Consider the following 24,586-nt stretch of genomic DNA (forward strand, 5'->3'; position numbering starts at 1 on the left):
CTGCAGGAAATTGTGGGGCGTTTTTGTTAGAAAAGGCGGCTCTGATCAGTAAAGACCTCAATCGAGTTGAAAGAGCCCAGAACGATTTCTAGTTCCTCGGAACTCAACTCTTCCGATAGAGTTTCATCGTTGAATTCTAGCACCCTCAAAACACGGCGGTTCTTGGGACGGCCATTTGAAATTTGATAAGCCCACTGAACTTTTAGGCGATCTAGAACATTTACGCTTAGGTCATTGTCGCGGACGTGACTCCAGAATTTGTCGTCTTCAATAATGAAGTAACAATCCTTACGAATTGAATCCTTTCCTTTCCAATGTCGGGCCAGTTGATCATTTTTGTCCCAGTTTGGTGATGTGACATAGATGTTCTCGACATCTATAATCCAGGGTTGCTCTTTCTCTTCATCGATTTTTCGGGTGCCCCGAATTGCCCTTTCAGGAAAACGGTTTCTCGGTATTGGAAAATCATGTTCGGGGGCGAAACCGACGCCTCTTACATCCGAATCTTGCATGCAAGCTTCGTAAAACTCGCTCCTCGCGTCTAGAGCATCGTCTGGACCGATATTCTGTAGCCCGGTACTTTCCAAGTCATCGCGACTAATTTCAAGAAGCCCCTTGGTCATTTGAATCACTAGCTGCGAACAAATTTTGTTTTCTGTTGGGTCCCGAGCGCTCATGCCCTTCAGATTAACATCTTCGAGATACTCCGCATGGCTTTCCCCGATCTGTTCCGTCCATTGTGAAGGATCTTGACCTGTAAGTCCGCGAAAGTAGGCTTTTCCCATATCGCTTTCTAGGAAGGCAAAGACGGATACGACTCCCCCCGACGCCCACAAAGCGAGCTTCTTTAGGAAACTCCCTTCCTCCGATGCCAGAACAACCAACTCATAATGCAGTTCGCCGTCGAATAACTCGTGATTTAACGCTGCAATGATTTTCTGAGCACTGGCCGCGGAGGCCAAAAAGGTTTGGAGTCTGATGTGGTGCTCAGGAACGTCAAAGTGAATATACAGAATGTCCGAATCCGCCTCAGACAAAATCAACTCTGATACGTCCATGCTACCCCCTATGAAAAATAGAGGTAGCATAGAACCAAAGGAGAGCGATACTCAATGAATTGTGCGGGTATCAGACAGCACTTGATCCAAACTAGACTCCCGTCTATACGCCAACGGTCACCTCATGAGGTGACAGAATCGAAATGCCGTGTTTGCCCGCTCCCGTCGCTGGGGGGTACATCCGGCCAAAGGAGAAGCGACAATGAAACTGAATGAACTGTCTGACAACGCAGGCGCCACCAAGAAACGCAAGCGCGTGGGTCGTGGCCCCGGTTCCGGCACCGGTAAGATGGGTGGCCGTGGGATCAAAGGTCAGAAATCCCGCTCGGGCGTGGCGATCAACGGGTATGAAGGCGGGCAGATGCCGCTCTACCAACGTCTGCCGAAGCGGGGCTTCAACAAGCCGAACCGCAAGCAATATGCCGTCGTGAACCTCGGGTTGATCCAGAAATTCATCGACGCCAAGAAGATCGACGCCAAAAAAGCGATCACCGAAGATGTGCTGGTCGAAAGCGGCCTTGTGCGCCGCAAGCGGGACGGCATCCGCATCCTGGCCAAGGGCGAGGTGACGGGCAAACTCACCCTTGAGGTCACAGGGGCGTCGAAATCTGCTATTGAAGCGGTCGAAAAAGCGGGTGGGTCATTGACCGTGGCGGCACCCGTCGCGGAAACGTCAGAGGCCTAGGCCCAAGATCAGGCTTGTGGGCGGCGGCTGCGCCGCTTACATACGTCTACAAGTTTTCCATGACGCCGCCCCGCCGGAAAACGGCTCGGGCGGCGCATTTTGTTACGAAAGAGAGCCCTTCATGGTTTCTGCTGTCGAGAGCATGGCTGCCAACACCAGCTGGTCTGCGCTGGGTAAAGCCACCGACCTGCGCAATCGCATCCTTTTCACGCTTGGCCTGTTGATCGTCTACCGGCTGGGGACATTCATCCCCGTGCCGGGCATCGACGGTGTCGCGCTGCGCCAGTTCATGGAGCAGGCGGGGCAGGGCATCGGCGGGATGGTCAGCATGTTCACCGGCGGTGCCTTGGGGCGGATGGGTATCTTTGCCCTGGGGATCATGCCGTACATCTCGGCTTCGATCATCGTGCAGCTGATGACGGCCATGGTGCCCAAGCTTGAGCAACTCAAGAAAGAGGGCGAGCAGGGTCGCAAGAAGATCAACCAATACACGCGCTATGGTACGGTTTTCCTCGCGACGCTGCAGGCGTATGGTCTGGCTGTTAGCCTTGAGGCGGGCGATATCGTCACCGATCCGGGGATGTTCTTCCGGGCGTCCTGCGTGATTACTCTGGTGGGCGGCACGATGTTCCTGATGTGGCTGGGCGAGCAGATCACGGCCCGCGGCATTGGTAACGGCATCTCGCTCATCATCTTTGTGGGCATTATCGCCGAAGTGCCGGCCGCGATGGCGCAATTCTTTGCCTCCGGCCGCTCCGGCGCGATCAGCCCCGCGGTCATCATCGCCGTGATCGTGATGGTCATCGCGACGATCATGTTCGTGGTCTTTATGGAACGGGCGCTGCGCAAGATCCACATCCAGTATCCGCGCCGTCAGGTCGGCATGAAGGTCTATGACGGGGGCTCCAGCCACCTGCCGGTCAAGGTCAACCCCGCAGGCGTGATCCCGGCGATCTTTGCCTCCTCGCTCTTGCTGCTGCCGGTGACGATCAGCACCTTTTCGGGGAATTCAACCAATCCGGTCATGTCTTGGCTGCTGGCGAACTTTGGCCCCGGTCAGCCGCTCTATCTGGCCTTCTTCACCACGATGATCGTGTTCTTCACGTATTTCTACACCTTCAACGTCAGCTTCAAGCCAGACGATGTGGCAGATAATCTCAAGAACCAGAACGGGTTCATCCCGGGAATTCGTCCGGGCAAGAAAACATCTGAGTATCTTGAATATGTGGTCAATCGCGTGCTGGTGCTGGGCTCTGCCTATCTTGCGGCGGTTTGTCTGCTGCCCGAGATCCTGCGCGGCGAATTTGCCATTCCGTTCTACTTCGGCGGCACGTCGGTCCTGATTGTGGTCTCGGTGACCATGGATACGATCCAGCAAGTGCAAAGCCATCTTTTGGCCCACCAATACGAAGGTCTGCTTGAAAAGTCTCAGTTGCGCGGTAAAAGCGGTAAGGGTCGGAAGAAACGGAGCCCCGTGCGTCGATGAATATAATACTTTTGGGGCCACCCGGTGCCGGGAAAGGCACTCAGGCCCGCATGCTGGTTGAAAAACGCGGCATGGTGCAGCTGAGCACGGGCGACATGCTGCGTGAAGCCAAGGACAGCGGAACCGAAATGGGCCAGATCGTCGCGGATGTGATGGCACGCGGGGCGCTGGTCACAGACGAGATCGTGATTGGCCTCATCAAGGAAAAGCTTGAGACGGTCAAAGCCAACGGTTTTATCTTTGACGGGTTTCCGCGGACGCTGGCGCAGGCGGATGCGTTGGGCGACCTGCTCGAGGCGGAGGGGCAGACCCTGGACAAGGTTGTCGAGATGCGCGTGGATGACGAGGCGCTCGTGGCACGGATCACTGCCCGGTCCACCTGCGCGGCCTGCGGTGAGGTCTATAACGATCAGACAAAACCGATCCCGGCAGACGGCAAATGCAGTAACTGTGGTGCGACGGAGTTCAAACGCCGGGCGGATGACAACGAGGAGAGCCTCAAGACCCGCCTGATGGAATACTACAAACAGACGTCACCGCTGATCGGGTATTATTACGCCAAGGGCGTGCTGTCCCGCGTCGACGGTCTGGGCGCGATCGCGGCTGTGCAGGGCGAGATCAAGGCCGTTCTGGAGACCTAATCATCGTCAGTCGTAGTATTTGACCTCGTCGGCGTTGCGCAGAAGCGGTGCGAGATGGTTCAGGTGCCGTACCACAAAGTTGTAGAACATCTGGTTGCGCGCTCGCACATCCGCAATATCGCTGACCAGCTTGACGCCCTGTCGCAGTTTCAACATATCCGCATTGGTGATGCGCATTTGTGTACCGATGCCGCGCGACGGGTGTGTGCTCGTCACCTGACCCGCCTGATTGACCATGATCTCGAACAGTTTGACCTGTGTGTTGGCCGTATCCGTTTCCTCAGGTGCGGCATCAGTGGGGGTGTGGATCACCGTGATCCAGGCGGGCAGGGTCGCGGGTGTGCTATTGGCGAGGGTTTCCACCAGAAAGCGTTTGTAGGTGGACCAAAGCTGGTCCCGGGGGACGGTGCCGCGTGGATGGGCGACCTCAAATGCGACCTCGGCCTGATCGTGATCGATATTGAGCTGTAACGTCCGGCCCGGGTCGTGCCGTTCTTCGGTGGGGCCGCCGCCATGGGTGGTGCGCACCCGGCCGCCATCGAAATAGATGCTGCCGATCTTGCCATCGACCATGCTGACCATCACCGTTTTTTCGGCCTGAAGAAATTCCTGCACCGCCCAGAGGCGCGGGCCATTCGCCGGGTCGCGCGCGTCGCGTGCCGTTGTTGGTGTGGTGAAATCGCGATTCAACAGCGGTGTTCTGTCCACAGCGCCGGTTTTGCCTTTACCGGATTTGTAGTCGTCCTTGGCCCAATCCGCTACGCCTGTCCTGTCCTTTTTCTCCCAACCAGCCTTTTCGTCTTGTGCATAGTCTGGCAGGAATGGGCTGGTGGAGGTGTCGATCTCGCGCTGGACCACACCAATGGCGCGCCGTTGCAGGGCGTCCAGCGCGCCGGTGGCGGGGCTTTGATCAGCCTTGGCCTGCAGTGCGCTCGATGCAGGACTGGTTTTGCCGCCTGTCTGGATGGGCCGGGGTGCCGTGTTTTTTCTACGCTCAGAAGGAGTACGGGCGGTGGCGAATTTTGACATCGGGTTCCCTTATTGGCAAACGGGCACACTACAACCTAGCCAGGAGATATTGTGGGGTCTATACCCGCGTGGGCTGTTGTCACCCGGCGAAGTTTGGCCGCCTGAAATGACATCGCATCGGCGGGTTGACGCCTGCGCCAAAACCCCATAACACGCGCTATCTCTAACGAGAATCAATTTGTCTCAACGGTCGCTCCCGCGAGGCAAGATCACCTGATCAGCTGACGCCCGATGCCGTGAAACGCTTCGGGCTTACGTTGTGAAAAAAGGGTCTGGCATTACGGATCCGCAACGAAAAGGAAATGCACACGTGGCACGTATTGCCGGCGTCAATATCCCGACTGCAAAGCGGGTTCCCATCGCCCTCACATATATCACCGGTATCGGCAACTCTTCGGCGCAGGCCATCTGCGAAGCGGTCGGCATCGATGCGGCCCGCCGGGTCAATGAATTGTCCGACGCAGAGGTGCTTGCCGTACGCGAGCACATCGACGCCAACTACACCGTCGAAGGGGATCTGCGCCGCGAAGTGCAGATGAACGTCAAGCGCCTGATGGACCTGGGCTGCTACCGTGGCCTGCGTCACCGTCGTAACCTGCCGGTCCGCGGTCAGCGCACCCACACCAATGCTCGTACCCGCAAAGGCCCCGCAAAGGCCATTGCCGGTAAGAAGAAGTAAGGGAGGGTCTGACAGATGGCACGTGACAAGACACGCACGAAACGTAAGGTCTCCAAGAACATCGCGGCAGGCGTTGCCCATGTGAATTCGTCCTTCAACAACACCAAGATCCTGATCTCGGATGTGCAGGGCAATGCGATCTCCTGGTCGTCTGCGGGCACCATGGGCTTCAAGGGCTCGCGGAAATCCACGCCCTATGCCGCGCAGATGGCTGCCGAGGATGCGGGTCGCAAGGCACAGGAGCACGGTGTGAAAACGCTGGAAGTTGAAGTCCAGGGTCCCGGATCCGGCCGTGAGAGCGCGCTGCGCGCTCTGGCCGCTGCGGGGTTCAACATCACATCGATCCGCGACGTGACGCCGATGGCGCACAACGGATGCCGCCCGCCAAAGCGTCGCCGCGTCTAACGCTTTTTACCTTTGCGGGGTTGCGTGTTTTCGCGCGGCCCCCATCCGCCTTTTAGAAACCTCGAGCGTCTGCACCTTTCGGACATGGGGCGCAGACAAGAATGGAGGGACGCATGATCCACAAGAATTGGGCTGAATTGATTAAGCCTCAGCAACTAGACGTCAAACCCGGCAACGATCCTGCCCGCCAGGCCACGGTGACCGCCGAGCCGCTGGAGCGCGGTTTTGGTCTGACCATGGGCAACGCGCTGCGCCGTGTGCTGATGTCTTCGCTGCAAGGCGGGGCAATCACCTCCGTGCAGATCGACAATGTGTTGCACGAGTTCTCATCCGTGGCTGGTGTGCGCGAAGACGTGACCGATATCATCCTGAACCTCAAGGGTGTGTCGATCCGCATGGAAGTCGAAGGACCTAAGCGGTTGTCGATCTCTGCCAAGGGACCAGGCGTTGTGACGGCAGGCGATATCTCTGAATCCGCCGGGATCGAGGTTCTGAACCGCGATCATGTGATCTGCCACCTTGATGACGGGGCGGACGTCTACATGGAACTGACTGTCAATCAGGGCAAAGGTTACGTCTCGGCTGAGAAGAACAAACCCGAAGATGCGCCTATTGGTCTGATTCCGATCGACGCGATCTATTCGCCGGTCAAGAAGGTCAGCTATGACGTACAACCGACCCGTGAAGGTCAGGTGCTCGATTATGACAAGCTGACCATGAAGGTCGAAACCGACGGCTCCATTACGCCGGATGACGCCGTGGCTTTTGCCGCACGCATCCTGCAGGATCAGTTGGGTATCTTCGTGAACTTCGACGAGCCCGAGTCCGCCTCTCGCGCGGATGAAGACGATGGTCTTGAGTTCAACCCGCTTCTGCTCAAGAAAGTGGACGAGCTGGAGCTCTCCGTGCGGTCTGCCAACTGTCTGAAAAACGACAATATTGTCTACATCGGCGATCTGATTCAGAAAACCGAAGCGGAGATGCTGCGCACGCCGAACTTTGGCCGCAAATCGCTCAACGAGATCAAGGAAGTGCTGTCGGGCATGGGTCTGCACCTCGGGATGGACGTGGAAGACTGGCCGCCAGACAACATCGAGGATCTGGCCAAGAAATTCGAAGACTCCTTCTAAGGGGGTCTTCAGACATGCCCGCACCTGGCGGGGACGATCCGGGCCTCACGGCCCCAAGGAGAGCCGGGTGACACGCATCACCCGGTCAGACAAAGCAAAACCGCCCGTAGAGGGCAACTTAGGAGAAGATAAATGCGTCACGCACGTGGATACCGCCGCCTGAACCGCACACATGAGCACCGCAAGGCGCTCTGGGCGAATATGGCGGGCTCGCTCATCGAGCATGAGCAGATCAAGACGACCCTTCCAAAAGCGAAGGAATTGCGCCCGATCATCGAGAAGATGATCACGCTCGCAAAACGTGGCGACTTGCATGCGCGCCGTCAGGCGGCATCGAAGCTGAAGCAGGATCAATATGTCGCCAAGCTCTTTGACGTGCTGGGTCCGCGCTACAAGGACCGCCAGGGCGGTTACGTGCGCGTGCTGAAGGCGGGCTTCCGCTATGGCGATATGGCTCCGATGGCGATCATCGAATTCGTCGATCGCGACCGCGATGCCAAAGGGGCCGCTGACAAGACGCGCCTGGCTGCGGAAGAAGAGGCCGGCGCAGAATAAGTCTGAGCGATCAGACCCGAAATTTGACCCCTCGCTGGAGATCGGCGGGGGGTTTTCTTTTGCGCCGCATGCCCCTTGGCACCACGAATTGCTGAAACCGGGTGACACTTGCAATCAAACCCCGTGCGCGGCATGTCAGGAGGCGCGACGCGTCGCAGGGGCCGGGAGAGCCGCAGGGATGACAGATCTTTTTGATGACATCGAAAAAGACGCGACACCAGGTGGTCATCGACCCTTGGCCGACAGGTTGCGCCCCAAGACCTTGCAGGAGGTGATCGGACAGGTGCAGGTTCTCGGCCCGGACGCGCCCTTGGGCACCATGCTGGCGTCGGGGACTTTGGGATCTTTGATCTTTTGGGGGCCGCCGGGGGTGGGCAAAACCACCATTGCGCGGCTCCTGGCGCAGGAAACCGACTTGCATTTCGTGCAGATCAGCGCGATCTTTACCGGGGTACCTGACCTGCGCAAGGTCTTTGAAGGCGCAAAAATCCGACGTCAGAACGGGCAGGGCACGTTGCTTTTCGTGGATGAAATCCACCGCTTCAACAAGGCCCAGCAGGATGGGTTTCTGCCACATATGGAAGATGGCACGATCCTTTTGGTGGGGGCGACCACCGAAAACCCGTCATTTGAACTGAACGCGGCGGTGTTGAGCAGGGCGCAGGTGCTGGTGTTGGAGCGGTTGCCGCTCAGCGATCTGGAGCGATTGGCGCAGCGGGCCGAGACCGAGTTGGGGCGACCCCTGCCGCTGGACGGGACTGCGCGGGAAGCCCTGCTTGAGATGGCGGATGGTGATGGTCGGGCGCTGCTCAACCTGATCGAGCAGGTGATGGCATGGACCATCGATGGCAAGCTGGATGCGACCGCCCTGGGCGCGCGGCTGATGAAGCGGGCGGCGCAATACGACAAATCGGGCGACGCGCATTACAACCTGATTTCGGCGCTGCATAAATCGGTGCGCGGGTCTGACCCGGATGCGGCTCTTTACTGGTTTGCCCGCATGCTGGAAGGGGGCGAAGACCCGCGTTATCTCGCCCGGCGCCTCACGCGCATGGCGGTCGAGGACATTGGCCTTGCCGATCCACAGGCGCAGGCCGTCTGCCTGCAAAGCTGGGAAACCTTCGAAAGGCTGGGCAGCCCGGAGGGCGAGTTGGCGCTGGCGCAGGCGGTGAGCTATCTGGCGCTCGCCCCGAAATCCAACGCAGCCTATGTCGCCTATAAGGCGGCCCGTGCGGCGGCAAAACAGACCGGGTCCGAACCGCCGCCCAAGCATATCCTGAATGCGCCCACGTCAATGATGAAAGAGCAGGGCTACGGCGCGGATTATGCCTATGACCATGATGCCGAAGACGGGTTTTCGGGCCAGAACTATTTCCCGGAGGGCATGGCGAGGGCCACGTTTTATCAGCCGGTAGAGCGCGGCTTCGAGCGGGACCTGAAAAAGCGGCTGGCGTATTTCACCCGCCTCAGGGCCAAGCGCGAAACTTGACATTGCCCGCCCGACGCGTGAGAGACCGCGCATGATGAAGTCATTGATCCTTGTGGCCTGCGGTGGGGCTCTGGGCGCGTCGCTGCGCTATCTGTGGAGTGCTTGGGTGTACCGCCTGACCGGCGGCCCGTCCGAGTTTCCGGTGGCGATCATGGGGGCCAATATCCTCGGTTCCTTCCTGATGGGGGCCTTTGTGGTTCTGGCCGCACAGCGTGGGCTGACGGACATGAGCCCCTTCGTGATGACCGGGCTTTTGGGCGGCTTTACGACCTTTTCCGCCTTCTCGCTCGAGACCGTGACCCTGATTGAGCGTGGCGAGCTCTGGCAGGCCGGGGCGTATATTGTGCTGTCGGTGGTGCTGTCCGTGTTGGGCTTGATGGCAGGTCTTTGGCTGATGAGAGGTGTTCTGATATGAGCCGCGTACAAATGGTGACGGTTGCCGTCGATGATGCCGACCAGCGCCTCGACCGCTGGTTCAAGCGGCAGTTTCCGCAGATCAGCCAGGGCCGGATCGATAAGATGTGCCGCAAGGGCGAAATCCGTGTCGACGGCGGCCGTGTAAAGGGGGCGACCCGGCTTGAGGCGGGCCAGCAGGTCAGGGTGCCGCCGCTGCCCGATACCCAAGCGCCCGCGCCAAGCGCCCGGCCCAAGGTGTCGGCGGCGGATGCCAGGCTTATCCAGTCCTGTGTGCTCTACCGCGACGATCATGTTATCGCGATCAACAAGCCTGCGGGGCTGCCGACGCAGGGCGGATCGGGTCAGACACGCCATGTGGACGGCTTGGCAGAAGCACTCAAGTTCGGATTTGAAGAAAAGCCGCGCCTTGTGCACCGGCTGGACAAGGACACATCAGGCGTCTTGCTGCTGGCGCGAACCCGCCTCGCGGCCAAGGCGCTGACAGCCTCGATGCGGCACAAGGAAACCCGCAAGATTTACTGGGCATTGGTGGCAGGTGTGCCCACCCCCTATCTGGGGGAGATCAGATACGCTCTGGTCAAGGCGGCAGGCCGGGGCAGCGGCGGCGAAGGCGAAAAGATGATCGCCATACCGCCGCGCGAGGTGGACGAGACGCCGGGCGCCAAACGTGCCCATACGCTTTACGCGACGCTCTTTCGCGTTGGATCGCGGGCCGCCTGGGTCGCGATGGAGCCCATCACGGGACGCACCCACCAGTTGCGCGCCCACATGGCCGAGATTGGTCATCCCATCATCGGGGACGGCAAATACGGCGGGTCCGGTCAGGAAAACCTCGGTGATGGTTGGGGCGCGCAACTGGGGGGGATCATTTCCAAGAAACTGCACCTGCATGCGCGGATGATGCGGTTTGAACATCCTGACACGCGCAAGGAAATCACCGTCACCGCGGAGCTGCCGGATCACATGTCGCAAAGCTGGGAGACCTTTGGCTGGACAGACGATCTGGCTGCCGAAGACCCGTTCGAGGTCCTGTGATGGGCGGGCCGCTCCGGTTGGTGATCTTTGACGTGGATGGCACGCTGGTGGACAGTCAGCGCGATATCGTGGCCGCCATGACCCGAGCGTTCGAGGGCGACGGTCTACAGGCTCCCGCAGCCTCTGACATCCTTGGGATCGTGGGGCTGTCGCTTCCCGTGGCGATGGAACGGCTGCTGCCCGATGCCCCGGCGACCCTGCGAACCCGCCTCGTGGAGGGCTATAAATCCGCCTATATCGGCATGCGCGCGGAAGTCGGCGCGGCACAATCCAGCCCGCTCTACCCCGGCGCGCGGGATATCCTGGAGGAATTGCATGCCGTACCGGATCTCCTGCTTGGTGTGGCCACGGGTAAATCCAAACGTGGCCTCGACAAGCTGATGGAAGCCCACAGGCTGGATCATTTCTTTTTTACGCAGCAGGTTGCGGATTTCCATCCCTCCAAACCGCATCCTTCCATGCTGTTGCAGGCGATGGCGGAAGCCGGGGTCGATGCGGGCGACACCGTGATGATCGGTGACACCAGTTTTGACATGGAGATGGCGGAGGCCGCCGGAGTGCATGCAGTCGGTGTGGACTGGGGCTATCACCCTGTCTCTGCCCTCGGTCAAGCGGCGCATGTCCTCGATGATTTTGCCGGGCTGCCGGGGGTGTTTGACAAGCTTTGGGGCAGCTAGACCATGAGTGAGTGGACTGCAAAAAGGTTCTGGACCGAGGTGAGCCTGCGCGATGAGCCTGCAGGATTTGGCATATCGCTTGACAGCCGCCCGATCAAAACACCGGCAAAGCAGCCGTTGATTGCACCGACACGGGCGTTTGCAGAGGCGATTGCCGCTGAATGGGAGTCGCAATCAGACAAGATCGATCCGGCCTCGATGCCCTTTACGCGTAGTGCAAATGCCGCGCTGGATAAGGTGGTGCGGCAACACAGGGAGGTTGCAGATATGCTCGCAGCTTATGGGGACAGCGATCTTTTGTGCTACCGGGCCGACCGTCCGCAGTCGCTGGTTGACAGGCAGGCGGCACAATGGAATCCGTTTCTGGAGTGGGGGGCAGAGGTGCTGGAGGCCCGCCTGGAACCACGCACCGGTGTCATGCATGTGCCACAGGCCGAGCCTGCTCTGGCAACACTCCGCGCCCGTGTTCACGCGATGTCACCCTTCGAGCTGGCGGGCTTTCATGATCTTGTCTCTCTGTCGGGTTCACTGATTCTCGGCTTTGCCGCAACCTTTGATTTACGGACCCCCAAAGCGATTTGGGATATTTCGCGACTGGATGAAATCTGGCAGGCTGAAGAGTGGGGGGCGGATGAAGACGCCGAAGCGGCCGCCCTGGTCAAGGAGCACGCATTCATTCACGCAAAGCAGGTGTTTGATCTATCACGGAATAGTGAGATGCCTTTGGTTTGAGCGTGCAGGCCTGCGGTGAAAAACTTGTACCGATTTTGGCAAACCTGCCCTTGACCTCAATGGGGTATTCCTAACAGTATTGGTGCCACTTGAGGCACGTAAGTGCTTTAACATTACTACCGGTTAGAAAATCCGGTCGAACCGCTTAAAAGCGGAAAATCAGGAAGAGGTAAAAAATGAAAAAATCAGTACTCCTCGGTGCGCTGACGATTGCTGGCCTATCGGCTGGTGCGGCGGCAGCCAGTACTTTGGAAGACGTAAAAGCACGCGGCACGCTGAACTGCGGTGTGGTAACAGGTCTGGTTGGCTTTGGTGCGCCGGACGCGAACGGCGAATGGGTTGGCTTCGACGTTTCTGTCTGCCGCGCTGTTGCAGCAGCGGTTCTCGGCGACGCGAACGCTGTGGAGTTCGTGCCGACCACGGGTAAGACCCGTTTTACGGCTCTGGCCTCCGGCGAGATCGACATGCTGGCGCGCAACACCACTTGGACGTTCTCGCGTGATGTGGACCTCAAGTTCACGTTCGTTGGGGTGAATTATTACGATGGCCAGGGCTTCCTTGTGCCAAAAGCGCTGGGCGTCTCTTCGGCCAAGGAACTGGATGGTGCGACTGTATGTATTCAGACCGGGACAACCACAGAGCTGAACCTTGCGGATTTCTTCCGGTCGAACAACATCAGCTACGAACCTGTGCCCGTTGAAACAAATGCGGAAGGTCAGCAACAATATCTCGCAGGGGCCTGCGATGTGTATACAACCGATGCGTCCGGTCTTGCCGCAACACGCGCTGCATTCGAAAATCCGAGCGATCACGTTCTGTTGCCTGAGATCATCTCTAAAGAGCCACTCGGCCCGCTTGTCCGTCATGGCGACGACGAATGGAGTGATGTCGTACGGTGGACGCTGAATGCGTTGATCACGGCTGAAGAACTGGGTGTCACATCCGCGAATGTCGCCTCTCTCGCGGCAGAGCCCAACCCGGAAACACCGGAGATCAACCGCCTGCTGGGCACCGAAGGCAACCTGGGCGAAATGCTTGGGCTTGATGCCGACTGGGCACAAAGAGCGATTGCCAGCCAGGGCAACTACGGCGAGATCTTTGCCAAGAACATCGGGGAAGAAACACCGATCGGTCTGGCGCGCGGTCTGAACGCACAATGGACAAACGGCGGTCTGATCTACTCGCCTCCGTTCCGCTAAGGACCACATCGCAAGGGCGCAGGGTACAACCTGCGCCCTTCGATCTTTGAACGACAAAACCATTTCCCGGCCCACAGAGTCGCTGAAGCGTCCGTTTAAACAAAGGCCGGAACCACGGGGAACACACTCATGACAGTAATGACGGACCCGCCACGGGGGTCGTTCCGGCTATCCATGCTGATAAACGACACGCGCTATCGGTCGATGACCTTTCAGGCGATAGCGCTTCTGATGCTCATTATCGCCATTGCCTATCTTGCCAATAACCTGCTGACGAACCTCGCCGCACAGGGTCTCAACATCGCTTATGACTTCCTGGGAGATCCTGCAGGCTATGACATTAACCAACGCCTGGTGGAGTACAACAGCCAGTCGAGCCACGCGCGGGCATCCCTTGTCGGTATCCTCAACACGCTGCTGGTGGCCTTTCTCGCCTGCATCACAGCCACGTTTTTTGGGGTGATTGCCGGTGTCCTGCGGCTGTCAAACAACTGGCTTGTCGCCAGGCTGATGTCCTTTTACGTCGAGATCTTCCGCAACATCCCCGTGCTGATCTGGATCATCATCATCTTCACGATCATGACTGCCGTGATGCCTGCGCCCCGCGCCTTTCGCGGGGATGAACCTGATGCCACAATGCTTCTTGGGGCCTTCGCCTTTACGAACCGGGGGGTCTATATTCCCGCGCCGATCTGGGGGCCGGGATCCATCGTCGTGGTGCTGACGTTCCTTGCGTCCGTTGTTGGTGTCATCGCCTACCGGCGCTATGCGACTAACCTGCTTTACGCGACGGGTAAGCTGCTGCCCACCGGCTGGCCCAGCCTTGCGATCTTCTTCCTGCCGACGATCTTGATGTTTTTCATCATGGGGCGTCCGATCAGCCTGGACTATCCGGAGCTGGGTGGATTTAACTTCAGAGGCGGTATCCAGATCGGGGCTCCGCTGATCGCTTTGTGGTTTGCCCTGTCCATCTATACCGGCGCCTTCATCGCAGAGAACGTGCGCGCCGGTATTCAGGCGGTTTCCAAAGGCCAGACAGAGGCGGCCTCGGCCCTTGGTCTGCGCCCCAACCGGGTCATGAATCTCGTCGTCCTGCCGCAGGCCCTGCGGGTCATCATCCCGCCACTGATTTCCCAATATCTCAACATCACCAAGAACTCTTCTTTGGCGATTGCCGTGGGCTATGCGGACATCACCGCGACGCTGGGGGGGATCACGCTGAACCAGACCGGCCGCGCAATCGAATGCGTGCTCCTGCTGATGCTGTTCTACCTCACCATCTCGCTGTCGATTTCCGCGGTGATGAATGTCTACAACAAATCCGTAGCCCTGAAGGAGCGCTGATCCATGTCAGATACACATGAACATTCCGTCTCTTTCGTGCGTACCGAAAGCATCGCTGAGCGGGACCCCCCCTATGCCGCATCCGGACCGGTCAAATGGATGCGCGACAACCTCTTTGCGACGCCTGCAAACAGCGTGCTCACACTCGTGTCGCTGTACTTCATCTATCTGATTCTGACCGCGACGCTGCCCTGGATTCTGAATGGGCTGTGGAACACCAGCAGTCTGGCAGAGTGCCGTCAGGTGCTTGATGGCGCTGTCGGCGCCTGTTTTTCTGTCCTGACCGAACGCTGGAACCAGCTTCTCTTTGGTTTTCAATACCCGAACGAGCTTTACTGGCGTCCGACGCTGGCGCTGGTTCTGTTCTTTGTCGCCGCAGCCCCGGTGCTGTTTTTCGACCTGCCGCGCAAGCTGCTGATCTTTACCGCGCTTTACCCGTTTATCGCTTACTATCTCATCTGGGGAGGGGCGCTGGCGGTGCCCTTTGTGGCGCTGGGAGGCTGCATCGCCGGTGGTTTTATCTACCAGCGTTTCGTGGCGGGCAGCTTCGCACTGGGTTTTTTCGGTGGTGTCGTTGCAGCCTTGGTTTTCTGGTACGTGGGCGGCATGCTGATCCCCGAAAACGCCAATGGTACGGCCATGATGACGGCGGTCCCGAGCCGGGATCTCGGGGGCTTCATGCTCAACATGATGCTGGGGGTCACCTGTGTGTCGCTGTCAATCCCATTGGGCATCGCCCTGGCGCTGGGGCGTCAGTCCAGCATGCCGCTCATCAAGTGGATCTGCGTCGTCTTCATCGAGTTCATTCGCGGGGTGCCGCTGATCACGCTGCTGTTCGTGGCGTCGGTGATGCTGGCCTATTTCTTCCCGCCGGAATCGCAGGTGGATCTTTTCCTGCGCGTGGTCATCATGATAACGATGTTCTCGGCGGCCTATATCGCCGAGGTGATCCGCGGTGGTCTGGCAGCCTTGCCCAAGGGGCAGTACGAGGCGGCCGACAGCCTGGGGCTCGATTACCCGCAGGCGATGCGGCTCATCATCCTGCCGCAGGCGCTCAAGATATCCATTCCGGGGATCGTGAACGTCGCCGTGGGTCTTTTCAAGGACACCACGCTGGTGTCGGTGATCTCGATGTTCGATCTCGTTGGCATGATCCGGGGTCCGATCCTCGCCTCGACCGAATGGAACGGCGTCTACTGGGAGCTGCTGGGCTTTGCGGCACTGCTTTTCTTTGTCGTCTGTTACGGCATCTCACAATACTCGCAATGGCTCGAGCGTCGTCTCGCAACCGATCATCGATAACATACCCTCAAGCCGCGAACGCGATAGGGTATAGGAAGGAGCCTGACCATGGCTGAACAAGCAACTCAAATGCAGATCTCGGACGAGATCGCGATCACCATCAACAAGATGAACAAGTGGTACGGGGCCTTTCACGTGCTGCGGGACATCGACCTGACCGTGAACCGGGGTGAGCGGATCGTGATCTGCGGGCCTTCGGGGTCAGGAAAATCCACGCTCATCCGCTGCATCAATGCGCTGGAAGAGCACCAGCAAGGCTCCATCGAGGTGGATGGCACGCTGTTGTCCTCGGACCTCAAGAATATCGACAAGGTCCGGTCGGAGGTTGGCATGTGCTTTCAGCACTTCAATCTGTTCCCGCATCTGACGATCCTTGAGAACTGCACGCTGGCGCCGATCTGGGTGCGCAAGACACCCAAGAAAGAAGCTGAAGAGACAGCGATGCATTTCCTGGAGAAGGTCAAGATCCCCGAGCAGGCCGACAAATATCCCGGTCAGCTGTCAGGCGGACAGCAGCAGCGGGTGGCGATTGCCCGGTCGCTCTGTATGCGCCCGCGTATCATGCTCTTTGACGAGCCGACCTCGGCGCTCGATCCGGAGATGATCGCAGAGGTGCTGGACACGATGATCCAGCTTGCCGAAGAGGGCATGACCATGCTCTGTGTAACCCATGAAATGGGATTTGCGCGCAAAGTGGCAAACCGCGTGATCTTTATGGATGAAGGCCAGATCGTGGAGCAGAACGAACCTGAGGCGTTTTTCAACAACCCGCAGTCCCCTCGGACCAAGCTGTTCCTGAGCCAGATCCTCGATCACTGAATACCGTTTCTTTTGACGTCAGGAGTCGCCCTTGCCGGGTGGCGCCTTTCTCGTTGACACGGTCAGGACTGCAGCTCGCGTGGGACAACGAAATCAACAACCCGGCCTTGGGCCCAGTCCACATCCATCCAGGTCGACGTGTCGAAATCACAGACCAGCGTCGCCCCCGTCGGGTAGTCGTGGAACCGGTCGTGAGCGGGGGGCTTATCCACCAGCCGGTTGGCCAGTTCGCAGATGCCCGGGTTATGACCAAGTATCAGAACGCAGGGTGTGGTTGCCCGGTTGAGCACTTCCAGGATGACCCGTGCCTCGGCAAGATAGAGTGTTCGTGTGAAAGAGGTCCGCGGTGCGGGTGTCAACGCCAGTCCCCGCAGCGTTTGCCTCGTGCGTTCGGCAGAAGAGCAGAGCACCTCCTCCGGCGCATGGTCGTTGTGTCGCAACCAGTTGCCCAAGACCTCGGCAGCACCGCGCCCGCGCTTGTTCAGAGGGCGGTCGTGATCTGTCAGACCAGTATGGCTCCAATCAGATTTGGCATGCCTCATCAGGATCAACCGGCGCATGGGATCAGCCTTTGAAAATAGTCATGTGATAGGCCGATTGCGCGACGGTGCGCGGATGGCGGGTCGACACCGGGCAGGCCCGCCTTGCCCGGCACCCTTCGGTCATGCAGTCCTGTCCCGCCTCTGTGTCGAGATAGCTTTTGCATGCGGGGACATCATAGTTTTTCCCGTCCAGCGCACCCACCGGGCAGGCGCTGCGACAGGGCTGCGCCGGGCATGTCAGACAGGGGTTGTCAGGAGGGGTAGGCAGGTCGATGTAGGTTTGCAGCGCGAGCGCCCCGCGAAAAGAAACAAAGAGCCCGGCGCTGTCGTGCACCAGCAACATGATCGGAGAGGCATGAATGCGTCCCGTCCGCTGAGCCCATGAAAAGAACGGCAAGAATGGCGGCCCTCCAAACGGATAGAGGGCCTGGGCCTGCAGGCTGTCCGCCCAAGCACCGATCACCCGCGTTGACCAGCGATCCATCGGGTCAGGCTGCCCGTCCTGCCATTCAGGCGTGGCGGTGAACGCGGGCCAAAAGCTCGGCTCAAACGGCCCCAGCAGAAGCAACGTTTTGCAGGCCTTTGGGGCTTGATCCTCCGGTCCGGGGTGGAAACCGCCGAGGATCGTCAGATGGCGCGCTTCGGCCTGGGTTTGCAATTCGGCATAGGTCACTTGCGCGAAAAGGGCAGGGCGAGCGACCACCCCAGTTTGCTTGGCCGGGTGTCCTGCCATTCGAGCCCGACCAGCATGTCGTCATGTCCGGCCTTTGGTTGCGCGATATAGGTACCGAACATCTTGTCCCAGATTGACAGCGAAAAGCCGTAGTTGCTGTCGTGCTCGTGGCGATGCACGGAATGATGGACCCGGTGCATGTCAGGGGTGACCAGAACCAGCCGGACGATGCGATCAAGCCATGCGGGCAGGGCAAGGTTCGAGTGGTTGAACATCGCCGTGCCATTCAGGATGATCTCAAACAAAACCACCGCGATGGCGGCGGGCCCCAAAAGATACACCAGCCCGATTTTCAGCAGCATCGACAGCGCGATCTCTACCGGGTGGAAGCGGATTGCCGTGGTCACATCCATATCCACATCCGCGTGGTGCACCCGGTGCAACCGCCAGAGCAGCGGCACCTTATGTGTCACAAGATGCTGGAGCCAGATCGCAAAATCCATGATGAGGACAACGATCACCACCTCGAGCCAGAGCGGTAGCGCAATCGCATTAAAAAGCCCCCAACCCTGCGCCTCTGCATCCAATGCGGCCCCCACGGCGAGCAGCGGCAAGGCAAAGGCCAACGCCCGAAGCGTAAGGGTGTTCACAACCGTCACGCTCCAGTTTGTCACCCAGCGGGTGCTGCGCGGCTGGCTGCGCGCCCGTCTCGGGGCCAGCGCTTCGAGCGTGGCCAAAAGCGCAAAGAGACCCAGGAACACGCCAAAACGGATGATCGTTTCATTTTCCATATCTGTAACCTAGACCAGCGCGCTGTCAGCACAAGCGGCAGCATGACACATCTACGTTAGTCTGCGCGGATGATCGATCCGGCCCCATGTTCGGTAAAAAGCTCCAGCAGGCAGGCATTTGGCGCGCGCCCGTCCAGGATCACGGCGGCCCGGACACCGCCCTCCAGCGCCTTGAGCGCTGTTTCGGTTTTGGGGATCATACCGCCTGCGATTGTCCCGTCAGCGGTCATATCGCGAATCTGCGCAGCGCTGAGTTCTGTGAGCACCTCCCCTGCGGCATTCTTCACCCCTGCGACATCCGTGAGCAACAGCAACCGGTCTGCCTTCAGCGCCGCAGCAACGGCCCCTGCGGCCGTGTCACCGTTGATGTTGAAAGTTTCACCGGCAGCGCCCGACCCCAAAGGGGCGATGACGGGGATGTATTCCTTTTCAGCCAGATCGCGCAGCAGACGTGGGTTGATCTTTTCCGGTGTGCCGACAAACCCAAGGTCCGGGTTCGTCTGCGTGCAGCGTATCAGCCCCGCATCTTTGCCGGAAATCCCGACGGCACATCCGCCCTGACCATTGATGGCCTGCACGATGCGCTTGTTGACCAGCCCGCTGAGCACCATCTCGACAACTTCCACGGTGGCGGGGTCTGTCACGCGTTTGCCATCTACGAACTCAGAGGTGATCTGCAGCTTGTCCAGCATCGCGTTGATCATGGGGCCACCGCCATGCACGATCACCGGATTGACACCAACCTGCCGCATCAACACGACATCGCGGGCAAATTCGTCCATCGTCTCATCGCTGCCCATGGCGTGGCCGCCCAGCTTTATCACAACGGTCGCATTTGCATAGCGTTGCAAAAACGGGAGCGCTTTGTTCAGGGTGCTTGCTGTCGAGATCCAGTCGCGGTTCATATCTTGGGTCTTCACTCGGGGGCCGGTGGGTTGGGGAAAGCAGGTCAAAGGGACCTGCGTTATTCAAGTGTCGCTATTATGGCGCGCAACGCCGCGATGCCCCAGCCCTTTTCGCTGGAGGTGACGACAAGTTCGGGAAAGGCGGCGGGGTGCTTGGACAGGGCCCCCCGCACTTGATCGAGAACCTTGGCGCGGTCGGTTTCCTTTACCTTATCCGCCTTGGTCAGAACAACCTGGAAGGTGACAGCGGCACTGTCGAGCAGGGCAAGGATCTCTTCATCCACCTTTTTCACGCCGTGGCGTGCATCGATCAGCACAAAGGCGCGGCGCAGGGTCTGGCGGCCGGAGAGATACTGTTTCAGCAGGCGTTGCCATTTTTCGACAACCGGCACCGGTGCATTGGCATAGCCATAGCCGGGCAAGTCCACGAGATAGTGATCGTCGCCTGCGGTGAAGTAATTGATCTCCTGCGTGCGGCCCGGCGTGTTGGACGCGCGCGCGAGGCCCTTGCGGCCTGTCAGCGCATTGATGAGGGATGATTTACCGACATTCGACCGCCCGGCGAAACACACCTCCAGCCGGCCGGCCGGCGGCAAGCCGGACATCGCCACGACGCCTTTGACAAACTCCGTCTCCCCGGCAAAGAGCAGACGGCCCTCTTCAAGCATCTCGGGGGCAGGGTCCTCAGCGATGGGAAAGGGCAGTTGCATCACAACAGTTCCACCCCATCGCCAAGACACACCGGGCCCCCGGTCTTGACCTCTGCCCGGACGGAGAAATCCTGATGTCCCCAGCTTTCCAGCACCGAAAGCGTGTCGGCATCGCGTTGGCCGGTTTCCGGGTTGGCCGTGGTGGCGAGACAGCGGTCCGTGCGTTCCCGCAGGGTCAGGACACATCCGCCAACGCGTACATCCCGGCCCATCCAGTCAAACTCCACCCAGGGCAGATCGCTGTCGAACCAGATGTTTCCCCGCCAGCGGTGGATCGACAGTTTACGCCGCATCTTTTCCTCAACCGCCCGGTGGGAGGCCATGTTGCAAAGTGTGACGGAGGGAAAATCACTGTCCGTGAACCCTCGTCCGGCCAGTTTGACAATCCTGTCCGGCAAGGCCCTGTTCTGAGGCACCAGTGGTGTCACCCACTGCAGAAACGCTTTGACATCCGTGTCGGGATCAAAGGTCAGATCGGCTTTCGCCGGATGGGAGAGCGTCAATTGCCCGGTTTCACTGTCATACCGGGATGATATTGCCATCAGCGCCGGTGCCTTGGAGACCCGGCTGAAATTCACGCAAGGTACCCAGATGGAGCCATCGGCGGTCGAGGCATCATGGGCCACGGCCCAAATCCGATCAAACGGCATCGCCTCGCCTGCAATCAGGTCGACCTGCTCCAATGCTTCCCGCCCGTGACTCTTGAGCGGATAGCGCAGGATCCGGGTGACGCGTGTCATTTTGCGTCCGGCTTTGACTTTTTCGAGAAGCTGCCGAGGATATTGCCGAACACATCCGGTTTATACCCCTGGCTGCGCATGATCATATACTGCTGCATGAAAGTGATCGTGTTGTTGGCAATCCAGTATACGACAAGCCCGCTGGCAAATCCGCCGAGCATGAACATGAACACCCACGGCATCCAGGCAAAGATCATTTGCTGGGTCGGATCAGTAGGGGCGGGGTTCAGTTTCTGCTGGAGCCACATGGAAATGCCCAAGAGCAGTGGCAAAATCCCGATAAAGATCAGCGCCATGATCGAGCCCGGTTCGGGGCTATCGAAGGGCAGCAGACCAAACAGGTTGATGAAGGAGGTCGGATCAGGCGCGCTGAGGTCCTGGAACGGACCAAAGAACGGCGCATGACGCAATTCGATTGTGACAAAGATCACCTTGTAGAGCGAAAAGAAGATCGGAATCTGTAATAGGATCGGCAGGCAGCCTGCCGCTGGGTTGACCTTTTCCCGCTTGTAAAGCTCCATCATCCCTTGTTGCAGTTTCTGACGGTCGTCGCCGGCCTCTTCCTTGAGCTTTTCCATTTGCGGCTGAAGCTCTTTCATTTTTGCCATCGAGACGTATGACTTGAAGGCCAACGGCAGCAGGATGGCTTTGATGATCAACGTCAGGCCAATGATCGCCCATCCCATGTTGCCAATAATCTGGTTGAGGTAATGCAGCAGCCAGAAGATCGGCTTGGTCAGGAAGAAGAACCAGCCCCAGTCGATGCTGTCGATGAAGCGGTCCACGCCACCAGACTGATAGTTGCGGATCGTTTCCCATTCTTTGGCCCCTGCAAAAAGCTGTGTCGTGGCGGTGATGGTTGTCCCCGGCGCAACTGTTTGCGCAGGCAGCACTGTTTCTGCTTGGTAGATGTCGCGGCGTTCGTCGTATTTCGCAACGGATTTGAACGCGCTGCCGGGGGCCGGGATCAGCGTCGACATCCAGAAATGATCTGTGAACCCGATCCAGCCGTTCTGTTCGACTTGGGTCACCTCTGCGCGGGCGCCCTCGCGTTCGGAAAAGACAAAGTCGGGCATGTCATCCCAATTCGTTTCCGTCAGTTCGCCATCTGCCATTGCGACCACACCTTCATGCAGGATGAAGAAGTTCTTGAGGTCTGTGGGTTCGCCGTGGCGGGCCAGAATGCCGTAAGGCGCCATGCTCACCGTTGCATTCGACGTGTTGGCCACCGATTGAGTGATTGAGAACATGTAGTTCTCGTCGATTTCGATCTGCCGCGTAAAGGACAGGCCTGCACCGTTGTCCCAGGAAAGGGTTATGGGCGCGCCGACACCGAGAACGCTGCCGTTGGTCAATGACCATTCGGTGTTCGGGCCGGGGACAGCCGTTGGGTCGACGCCTGCCCCGGCGGCCCAGCCGTAAAGCGCGTAATAGGCTTCGGGACTTCCGACAGGTGAAAGCATTGTTACGATTTCGGCGTCTTCCTCTTGTGTTTCGCGGTACCCCTTAAGGGACAGATCATCAATCCGGCCGCCCAGCAAAGAGATAGAGCCGCTCACGCGGTCAGTGGAAATTTCGACGCGCGGTGCGGCCTCCAGCGCGGCTTCACGGGTATTGGTATCTGTGGTGACTGCATCCGGTACATCAGACGTCACCGAAGGCAGGCTACCGGTGGTCGCGCCCGGTGTCAGCTCAGCGGAGCTGTCTGTATCCAGTTGGACTTCAGGTTCAGGCGGTGGAAAAAGAACAAACCACACCAAGATGACGATGAAGCTGAGTGCTGTTGCAAGAATAAGGTTCTTGTTCTGATCGTCCATCGGGACAGCCACCTGATCTGTTGATTATCAGCGTGGTTCAACAGAGTGTGGCGCCAAAGGTCAAGTGGAATCGGGGTTTTCAGGCGTTTCTGCTTCCCTTGGTCGCTTTTGTCCGATCGCGTTCATGTCGGAGCGTTTTCAAGCGGTTTCCTTCAAGCCTGGACGACACCGTTCAGGAGAACTTGTTACCCAGTATGCGAGGAGTAGCCTGCAGTTTTGCGTTGTGCTTGGTGATCCAATCGAGCGTCTGATCGAAAGGCATTGGTTTGCCAATGCCGAACCCTTGAACATGGTCGCAACCGAGCTGTGCCAGCAGAGCATGCTCTCCAACGCTTTCCACACCTTCTGCAAGTGTTTCTACCTGCAGGCGTTCCGCCATCGTCAGAATGGCGCTGATCATCTTTTGTTGTTCTGGATCCCGATCTGATTTGATGACAAAAGAGCGATCAATCTTGATCCGGCTGACGGCAAATCGGCGGATAGACGAAATTGATGCATGTCCGGTGCCAAAGTCGTCAAGGTCGATCCTGCATCCCAGTTTTCCCAACCCGTTGATATTTCTTGTGATCGTATCATCCGGCGCCCCCGCAACAACGGTTTCCAGCACTTCTACGGCAAGGCGGTCCGGCGACAGCGAAAAGCGGTCAAGTTCCCATTTTACTTTGTCGACAAGACGTGGGTTGCTCAATTCTGGCCCCGCAAAATTCACGCCCACCTGCGGGACTGATACGCCGGCGCTATCCCAGGCCTTCAGGGCGGTGAAGGCATGATACATCATCACCTCCGCGAGGCGTTCCAGCATCCCGGCCTGTTCAATGGCGGGCAGGAATGCACTCGGTGAGACCATACCGCGGTTGGGGTGGTTCCAGCGTGCCAGTGCCTCAAACCCGGTAACGAGACCTGTATCCGTCGATATCTGCGGTTGGAACCAAGGCTGAATCTGGCCTTTCTCAAGCGCTGTCGCAACCTCTTCACGCAACTCAGCGCGCGTTTCTGACTTGCGTCGCATTTCATCAGAATAGGCGCGGATCGCATTTGGGCCGTTGTGTTGCGCCTCCCGCAGGGCATGACCTGCGGCGTCCATCCAAGCCTCGCCGTTTTTCGTGATCATGCGCGTTTGCTGGCAAAACCCTACACAACTGGTGACATAGACAGAGATACCATCGATGGCGATTGGTTCTTCCAGGGCGGCCTGCATCCGACCGGCGAGTTGAATGCACAACTCAAGGTCCAATTGTCTGATTGGGGAAAGGCAAATTGAAAACCGAAAGTCGCCGGTTTGTGCCACAGCATCCCCATCGCGCATGACAGCAACCAGCCGTTCGCCAGTCACCGCCACAACACGATCCGCAGCGGCCTGACCATGTTGTTCAATCAGGTCGGCGTGATGGTCGATCTCTATCTGAAAGGCAACAGACTTCAATCCACTTTCGCGCGCGTCCTTGAACACCTCCTGTACGATTTCCTTGAACCCATCGCGCTGCATCATCCCAATCACGGCATCGCGGGAAATCGCTTTCATCGGGCGCGGCCCGCCTGCACCCAGTAGGAGATAAAGACCGGGAAAGACAAGCGCAGTGGCGACAAGAGCGGTCTGGCCCCAAGCCAAGTAAAACCCAAGACAAATGGCGGGTATCAGGGCCAGGCACATCGGGCTTTTCAGGCAGGCTACCGCGAAGATCCGTGATCTGATCCAGCCCTCAGCCATTTTCTTAAACATCACGGT

General features: G+C 58.6%; 26 protein-coding genes. 16 read left to right on the plus strand and 10 right to left on the minus strand.

Going from position 1 to position 24,586, the window contains the following annotated elements:
* Positions 1-26: 26 nt before the first annotated feature.
* Positions 27-1,058 (minus strand): hypothetical protein, encoded by a 1,032-nt coding sequence (locus H7847_RS22520; RefSeq protein WP_227271742.1) that lies wholly within the window; start codon positions 1,056-1,058, stop codon positions 27-29.
* Between the two features lie 202 nt (positions 1,059-1,260).
* Here H7847_RS22520 and rplO point away from each other — a divergent pair, with 202 nt between their 5' ends.
* The 3 genes from rplO (at position 1,261) to H7847_RS22535 (ending at position 3,870) form a co-directional block, all read left to right on the plus strand.
* Positions 1,261-1,743, plus strand: a complete 483-nt coding sequence (rplO, locus tag H7847_RS22525; RefSeq protein WP_227271743.1) for a 50S ribosomal protein L15 — start codon at positions 1,261-1,263, stop codon at positions 1,741-1,743.
* A 121-nt stretch (positions 1,744-1,864) separates the two neighbouring features.
* The gene (gene secY, locus H7847_RS22530; protein ID WP_227271744.1) at positions 1,865-3,229 is read left to right on the plus strand and encodes a preprotein translocase subunit SecY; all 1,365 of its coding nucleotides are present in this window, start codon (positions 1,865-1,867) and stop codon (positions 3,227-3,229) included.
* Entirely contained in the window at positions 3,226-3,870 is a 645-nt protein-coding gene (locus H7847_RS22535; protein WP_227271745.1) for an adenylate kinase, read from the plus strand. The genes secY and H7847_RS22535 overlap by 4 nt, the downstream gene beginning before the upstream one ends.
* Positions 3,871-3,876: 6 nt before the next feature.
* On the opposite strand, the gene H7847_RS22540 is transcribed toward H7847_RS22535, so the two are convergent.
* Entirely contained in the window at positions 3,877-4,899 is a 1,023-nt protein-coding gene (locus H7847_RS22540; RefSeq protein WP_227271746.1) for a hypothetical protein, read from the minus strand.
* A gap of 310 nt (positions 4,900-5,209) precedes the next feature.
* Here H7847_RS22540 and rpsM point away from each other — a divergent pair, with 310 nt between their 5' ends.
* The 13 genes from rpsM (at position 5,210) to H7847_RS22605 (ending at position 16,682) form a co-directional block, all read left to right on the plus strand.
* On the plus strand, positions 5,210-5,578 hold the full coding sequence (rpsM, locus tag H7847_RS22545) for a 30S ribosomal protein S13 (RefSeq protein ID WP_227271747.1): 369 nt from the start codon (positions 5,210-5,212) through the stop codon (positions 5,576-5,578).
* Between the two features lie 15 nt (positions 5,579-5,593).
* Positions 5,594-5,983: a 30S ribosomal protein S11 gene (gene rpsK / locus H7847_RS22550; RefSeq protein ID WP_227271748.1), complete on the plus strand. Its 390-nt coding sequence runs from the start codon at positions 5,594-5,596 to the stop codon at positions 5,981-5,983.
* Between the two features lie 113 nt (positions 5,984-6,096).
* The gene (locus tag H7847_RS22555; protein ID WP_227271749.1) at positions 6,097-7,113 is read left to right on the plus strand and encodes a DNA-directed RNA polymerase subunit alpha; all 1,017 of its coding nucleotides are present in this window, start codon (positions 6,097-6,099) and stop codon (positions 7,111-7,113) included.
* 132 nt (positions 7,114-7,245) lie between these two features.
* The gene (gene rplQ, locus H7847_RS22560) at positions 7,246-7,668 is read left to right on the plus strand and encodes a 50S ribosomal protein L17 (RefSeq protein ID WP_227271750.1); all 423 of its coding nucleotides are present in this window, start codon (positions 7,246-7,248) and stop codon (positions 7,666-7,668) included.
* 178 nt (positions 7,669-7,846) lie between these two features.
* Positions 7,847-9,157 (plus strand): replication-associated recombination protein A, encoded by a 1,311-nt coding sequence (locus H7847_RS22565; protein WP_227271751.1) that lies wholly within the window; start codon positions 7,847-7,849, stop codon positions 9,155-9,157.
* A 31-nt stretch (positions 9,158-9,188) separates the two neighbouring features.
* Positions 9,189-9,572 carry a fluoride efflux transporter CrcB gene (crcB, locus tag H7847_RS22570; RefSeq protein WP_227271752.1) on the plus strand — a complete coding sequence of 128 codons (384 nt, stop codon included), beginning with the start codon at positions 9,189-9,191 and terminating at the stop codon, positions 9,570-9,572.
* On the plus strand, positions 9,569-10,609 hold the full coding sequence (locus H7847_RS22575) for an RluA family pseudouridine synthase (protein ID WP_227271753.1): 1,041 nt from the start codon (positions 9,569-9,571) through the stop codon (positions 10,607-10,609). The genes crcB and H7847_RS22575 overlap by 4 nt, the downstream gene beginning before the upstream one ends.
* A complete protein-coding gene (locus H7847_RS22580; protein WP_227271754.1) occupies positions 10,609-11,286 on the plus strand; it encodes an HAD-IA family hydrolase in 678 nt (225 codons plus the stop codon). Before H7847_RS22575 ends, H7847_RS22580 begins: the two co-directional genes overlap by 1 nt.
* Positions 11,287-11,289: 3 nt before the next feature.
* Positions 11,290-12,018: an ATP12 family chaperone protein gene (locus H7847_RS22585; RefSeq protein ID WP_227271755.1), complete on the plus strand. Its 729-nt coding sequence runs from the start codon at positions 11,290-11,292 to the stop codon at positions 12,016-12,018.
* Positions 12,019-12,194: 176 nt separating this feature from the next.
* Entirely contained in the window at positions 12,195-13,217 is a 1,023-nt protein-coding gene (locus tag H7847_RS22590; RefSeq protein WP_227271756.1) for an amino acid ABC transporter substrate-binding protein, read from the plus strand.
* A gap of 129 nt (positions 13,218-13,346) precedes the next feature.
* Complete coding sequence (locus tag H7847_RS22595; RefSeq protein WP_227271757.1) at positions 13,347-14,561, plus strand: amino acid ABC transporter permease; 1,215 nt, start codon at positions 13,347-13,349, stop codon at positions 14,559-14,561.
* Positions 14,562-14,564: 3 nt separating this feature from the next.
* Complete coding sequence (locus H7847_RS22600; RefSeq protein WP_227271758.1) at positions 14,565-15,863, plus strand: amino acid ABC transporter permease; 1,299 nt, start codon at positions 14,565-14,567, stop codon at positions 15,861-15,863.
* A gap of 48 nt (positions 15,864-15,911) precedes the next feature.
* Entirely contained in the window at positions 15,912-16,682 is a 771-nt protein-coding gene (locus tag H7847_RS22605) for an amino acid ABC transporter ATP-binding protein (protein WP_227271759.1), read from the plus strand.
* A 62-nt stretch (positions 16,683-16,744) separates the two neighbouring features.
* On the opposite strand, the gene H7847_RS22610 is transcribed toward H7847_RS22605, so the two are convergent.
* From H7847_RS22610 to H7847_RS22645, 8 genes are all read right to left on the minus strand, one after another.
* Complete coding sequence (locus H7847_RS22610; RefSeq protein WP_227271760.1) at positions 16,745-17,242, minus strand: SixA phosphatase family protein; 498 nt, start codon at positions 17,240-17,242, stop codon at positions 16,745-16,747.
* 4 nt (positions 17,243-17,246) lie between these two features.
* The gene (locus H7847_RS22615) at positions 17,247-17,897 is read right to left on the minus strand and encodes a ferredoxin (protein ID WP_227271788.1); all 651 of its coding nucleotides are present in this window, start codon (positions 17,895-17,897) and stop codon (positions 17,247-17,249) included.
* Positions 17,894-18,688, minus strand: coding sequence for a sterol desaturase family protein (locus H7847_RS22620; protein WP_227271761.1), 795 nt, complete (start codon positions 18,686-18,688; stop codon positions 17,894-17,896). The genes H7847_RS22615 and H7847_RS22620 overlap by 4 nt, the downstream gene beginning before the upstream one ends.
* Positions 18,689-18,744: 56 nt before the next feature.
* Positions 18,745-19,593 (minus strand): acetylglutamate kinase, encoded by an 849-nt coding sequence (gene argB / locus H7847_RS22625; RefSeq protein ID WP_227271762.1) that lies wholly within the window; start codon positions 19,591-19,593, stop codon positions 18,745-18,747.
* Positions 19,594-19,652: 59 nt separating this feature from the next.
* On the minus strand, positions 19,653-20,303 hold the full coding sequence (yihA, locus tag H7847_RS22630) for a ribosome biogenesis GTP-binding protein YihA/YsxC (RefSeq protein WP_227271763.1): 651 nt from the start codon (positions 20,301-20,303) through the stop codon (positions 19,653-19,655).
* Complete coding sequence (locus tag H7847_RS22635) at positions 20,303-21,043, minus strand: MOSC domain-containing protein (protein ID WP_227271764.1); 741 nt, start codon at positions 21,041-21,043, stop codon at positions 20,303-20,305. The genes yihA and H7847_RS22635 overlap by 1 nt, the downstream gene beginning before the upstream one ends.
* Positions 21,040-22,860 carry a membrane protein insertase YidC gene (gene yidC / locus H7847_RS22640; protein WP_227271765.1) on the minus strand — a complete coding sequence of 607 codons (1,821 nt, stop codon included), beginning with the start codon at positions 22,858-22,860 and terminating at the stop codon, positions 21,040-21,042. The genes H7847_RS22635 and yidC overlap by 4 nt, the downstream gene beginning before the upstream one ends.
* 172 nt (positions 22,861-23,032) lie before the next feature.
* A complete protein-coding gene (locus tag H7847_RS22645; protein WP_227271766.1) occupies positions 23,033-24,580 on the minus strand; it encodes a putative bifunctional diguanylate cyclase/phosphodiesterase in 1,548 nt (515 codons plus the stop codon).
* Positions 24,581-24,586 lie beyond the last annotated feature (6 nt).

It is taken from the genome of Roseobacter weihaiensis (genome assembly GCF_020622345.1).
Taxonomy (GTDB): domain Bacteria; phylum Pseudomonadota; class Alphaproteobacteria; order Rhodobacterales; family Rhodobacteraceae; genus Roseobacter; species Roseobacter weihaiensis.

Excerpts from the sequence above, each read along its gene's own strand:
- H7847_RS22520 (WP_227271742.1), bottom strand. The coding sequence starts at position 1,058 with ATGGACGTATCAGAGTTGATTTTGTCTGAGGCGGATTCGGACATTCTG.
- rplO (WP_227271743.1), top strand. The coding sequence starts at position 1,261 with ATGAAACTGAATGAACTGTCTGACAACGCAGGCGCCACCAAGAAACGC.
- secY (WP_227271744.1), top strand. The coding sequence starts at position 1,865 with ATGGTTTCTGCTGTCGAGAGCATGGCTGCCAACACCAGCTGGTCTGCG.
- H7847_RS22535 (WP_227271745.1), top strand. The coding sequence starts at position 3,226 with ATGAATATAATACTTTTGGGGCCACCCGGTGCCGGGAAAGGCACTCAG.
- H7847_RS22540 (WP_227271746.1), bottom strand. The coding sequence starts at position 4,899 with ATGTCAAAATTCGCCACCGCCCGTACTCCTTCTGAGCGTAGAAAAAAC.
- rpsK (WP_227271748.1), top strand. The coding sequence starts at position 5,594 with ATGGCACGTGACAAGACACGCACGAAACGTAAGGTCTCCAAGAACATC.
- H7847_RS22555 (WP_227271749.1), top strand. The coding sequence starts at position 6,097 with ATGATCCACAAGAATTGGGCTGAATTGATTAAGCCTCAGCAACTAGAC.
- rplQ (WP_227271750.1), top strand. The coding sequence starts at position 7,246 with ATGCGTCACGCACGTGGATACCGCCGCCTGAACCGCACACATGAGCAC.
- H7847_RS22565 (WP_227271751.1), top strand. The coding sequence starts at position 7,847 with ATGACAGATCTTTTTGATGACATCGAAAAAGACGCGACACCAGGTGGT.
- crcB (WP_227271752.1), top strand. The coding sequence starts at position 9,189 with ATGATGAAGTCATTGATCCTTGTGGCCTGCGGTGGGGCTCTGGGCGCG.
- H7847_RS22575 (WP_227271753.1), top strand. The coding sequence starts at position 9,569 with ATGAGCCGCGTACAAATGGTGACGGTTGCCGTCGATGATGCCGACCAG.
- H7847_RS22580 (WP_227271754.1), top strand. The coding sequence starts at position 10,609 with ATGGGCGGGCCGCTCCGGTTGGTGATCTTTGACGTGGATGGCACGCTG.
- H7847_RS22585 (WP_227271755.1), top strand. The coding sequence starts at position 11,290 with ATGAGTGAGTGGACTGCAAAAAGGTTCTGGACCGAGGTGAGCCTGCGC.
- H7847_RS22590 (WP_227271756.1), top strand. The coding sequence starts at position 12,195 with ATGAAAAAATCAGTACTCCTCGGTGCGCTGACGATTGCTGGCCTATCG.
- H7847_RS22595 (WP_227271757.1), top strand. The coding sequence starts at position 13,347 with ATGACAGTAATGACGGACCCGCCACGGGGGTCGTTCCGGCTATCCATG.
- H7847_RS22600 (WP_227271758.1), top strand. The coding sequence starts at position 14,565 with ATGTCAGATACACATGAACATTCCGTCTCTTTCGTGCGTACCGAAAGC.
- H7847_RS22605 (WP_227271759.1), top strand. The coding sequence starts at position 15,912 with ATGGCTGAACAAGCAACTCAAATGCAGATCTCGGACGAGATCGCGATC.
- H7847_RS22610 (WP_227271760.1), bottom strand. The coding sequence starts at position 17,242 with ATGCGCCGGTTGATCCTGATGAGGCATGCCAAATCTGATTGGAGCCAT.
- H7847_RS22620 (WP_227271761.1), bottom strand. The coding sequence starts at position 18,688 with ATGGAAAATGAAACGATCATCCGTTTTGGCGTGTTCCTGGGTCTCTTT.
- argB (WP_227271762.1), bottom strand. The coding sequence starts at position 19,593 with ATGAACCGCGACTGGATCTCGACAGCAAGCACCCTGAACAAAGCGCTC.
- yihA (WP_227271763.1), bottom strand. The coding sequence starts at position 20,303 with ATGCAACTGCCCTTTCCCATCGCTGAGGACCCTGCCCCCGAGATGCTT.
- H7847_RS22635 (WP_227271764.1), bottom strand. The coding sequence starts at position 21,043 with ATGACACGCGTCACCCGGATCCTGCGCTATCCGCTCAAGAGTCACGGG.
- yidC (WP_227271765.1), bottom strand. The coding sequence starts at position 22,860 with ATGGACGATCAGAACAAGAACCTTATTCTTGCAACAGCACTCAGCTTC.
- H7847_RS22645 (WP_227271766.1), bottom strand. The coding sequence starts at position 24,580 with ATGTTTAAGAAAATGGCTGAGGGCTGGATCAGATCACGGATCTTCGCG.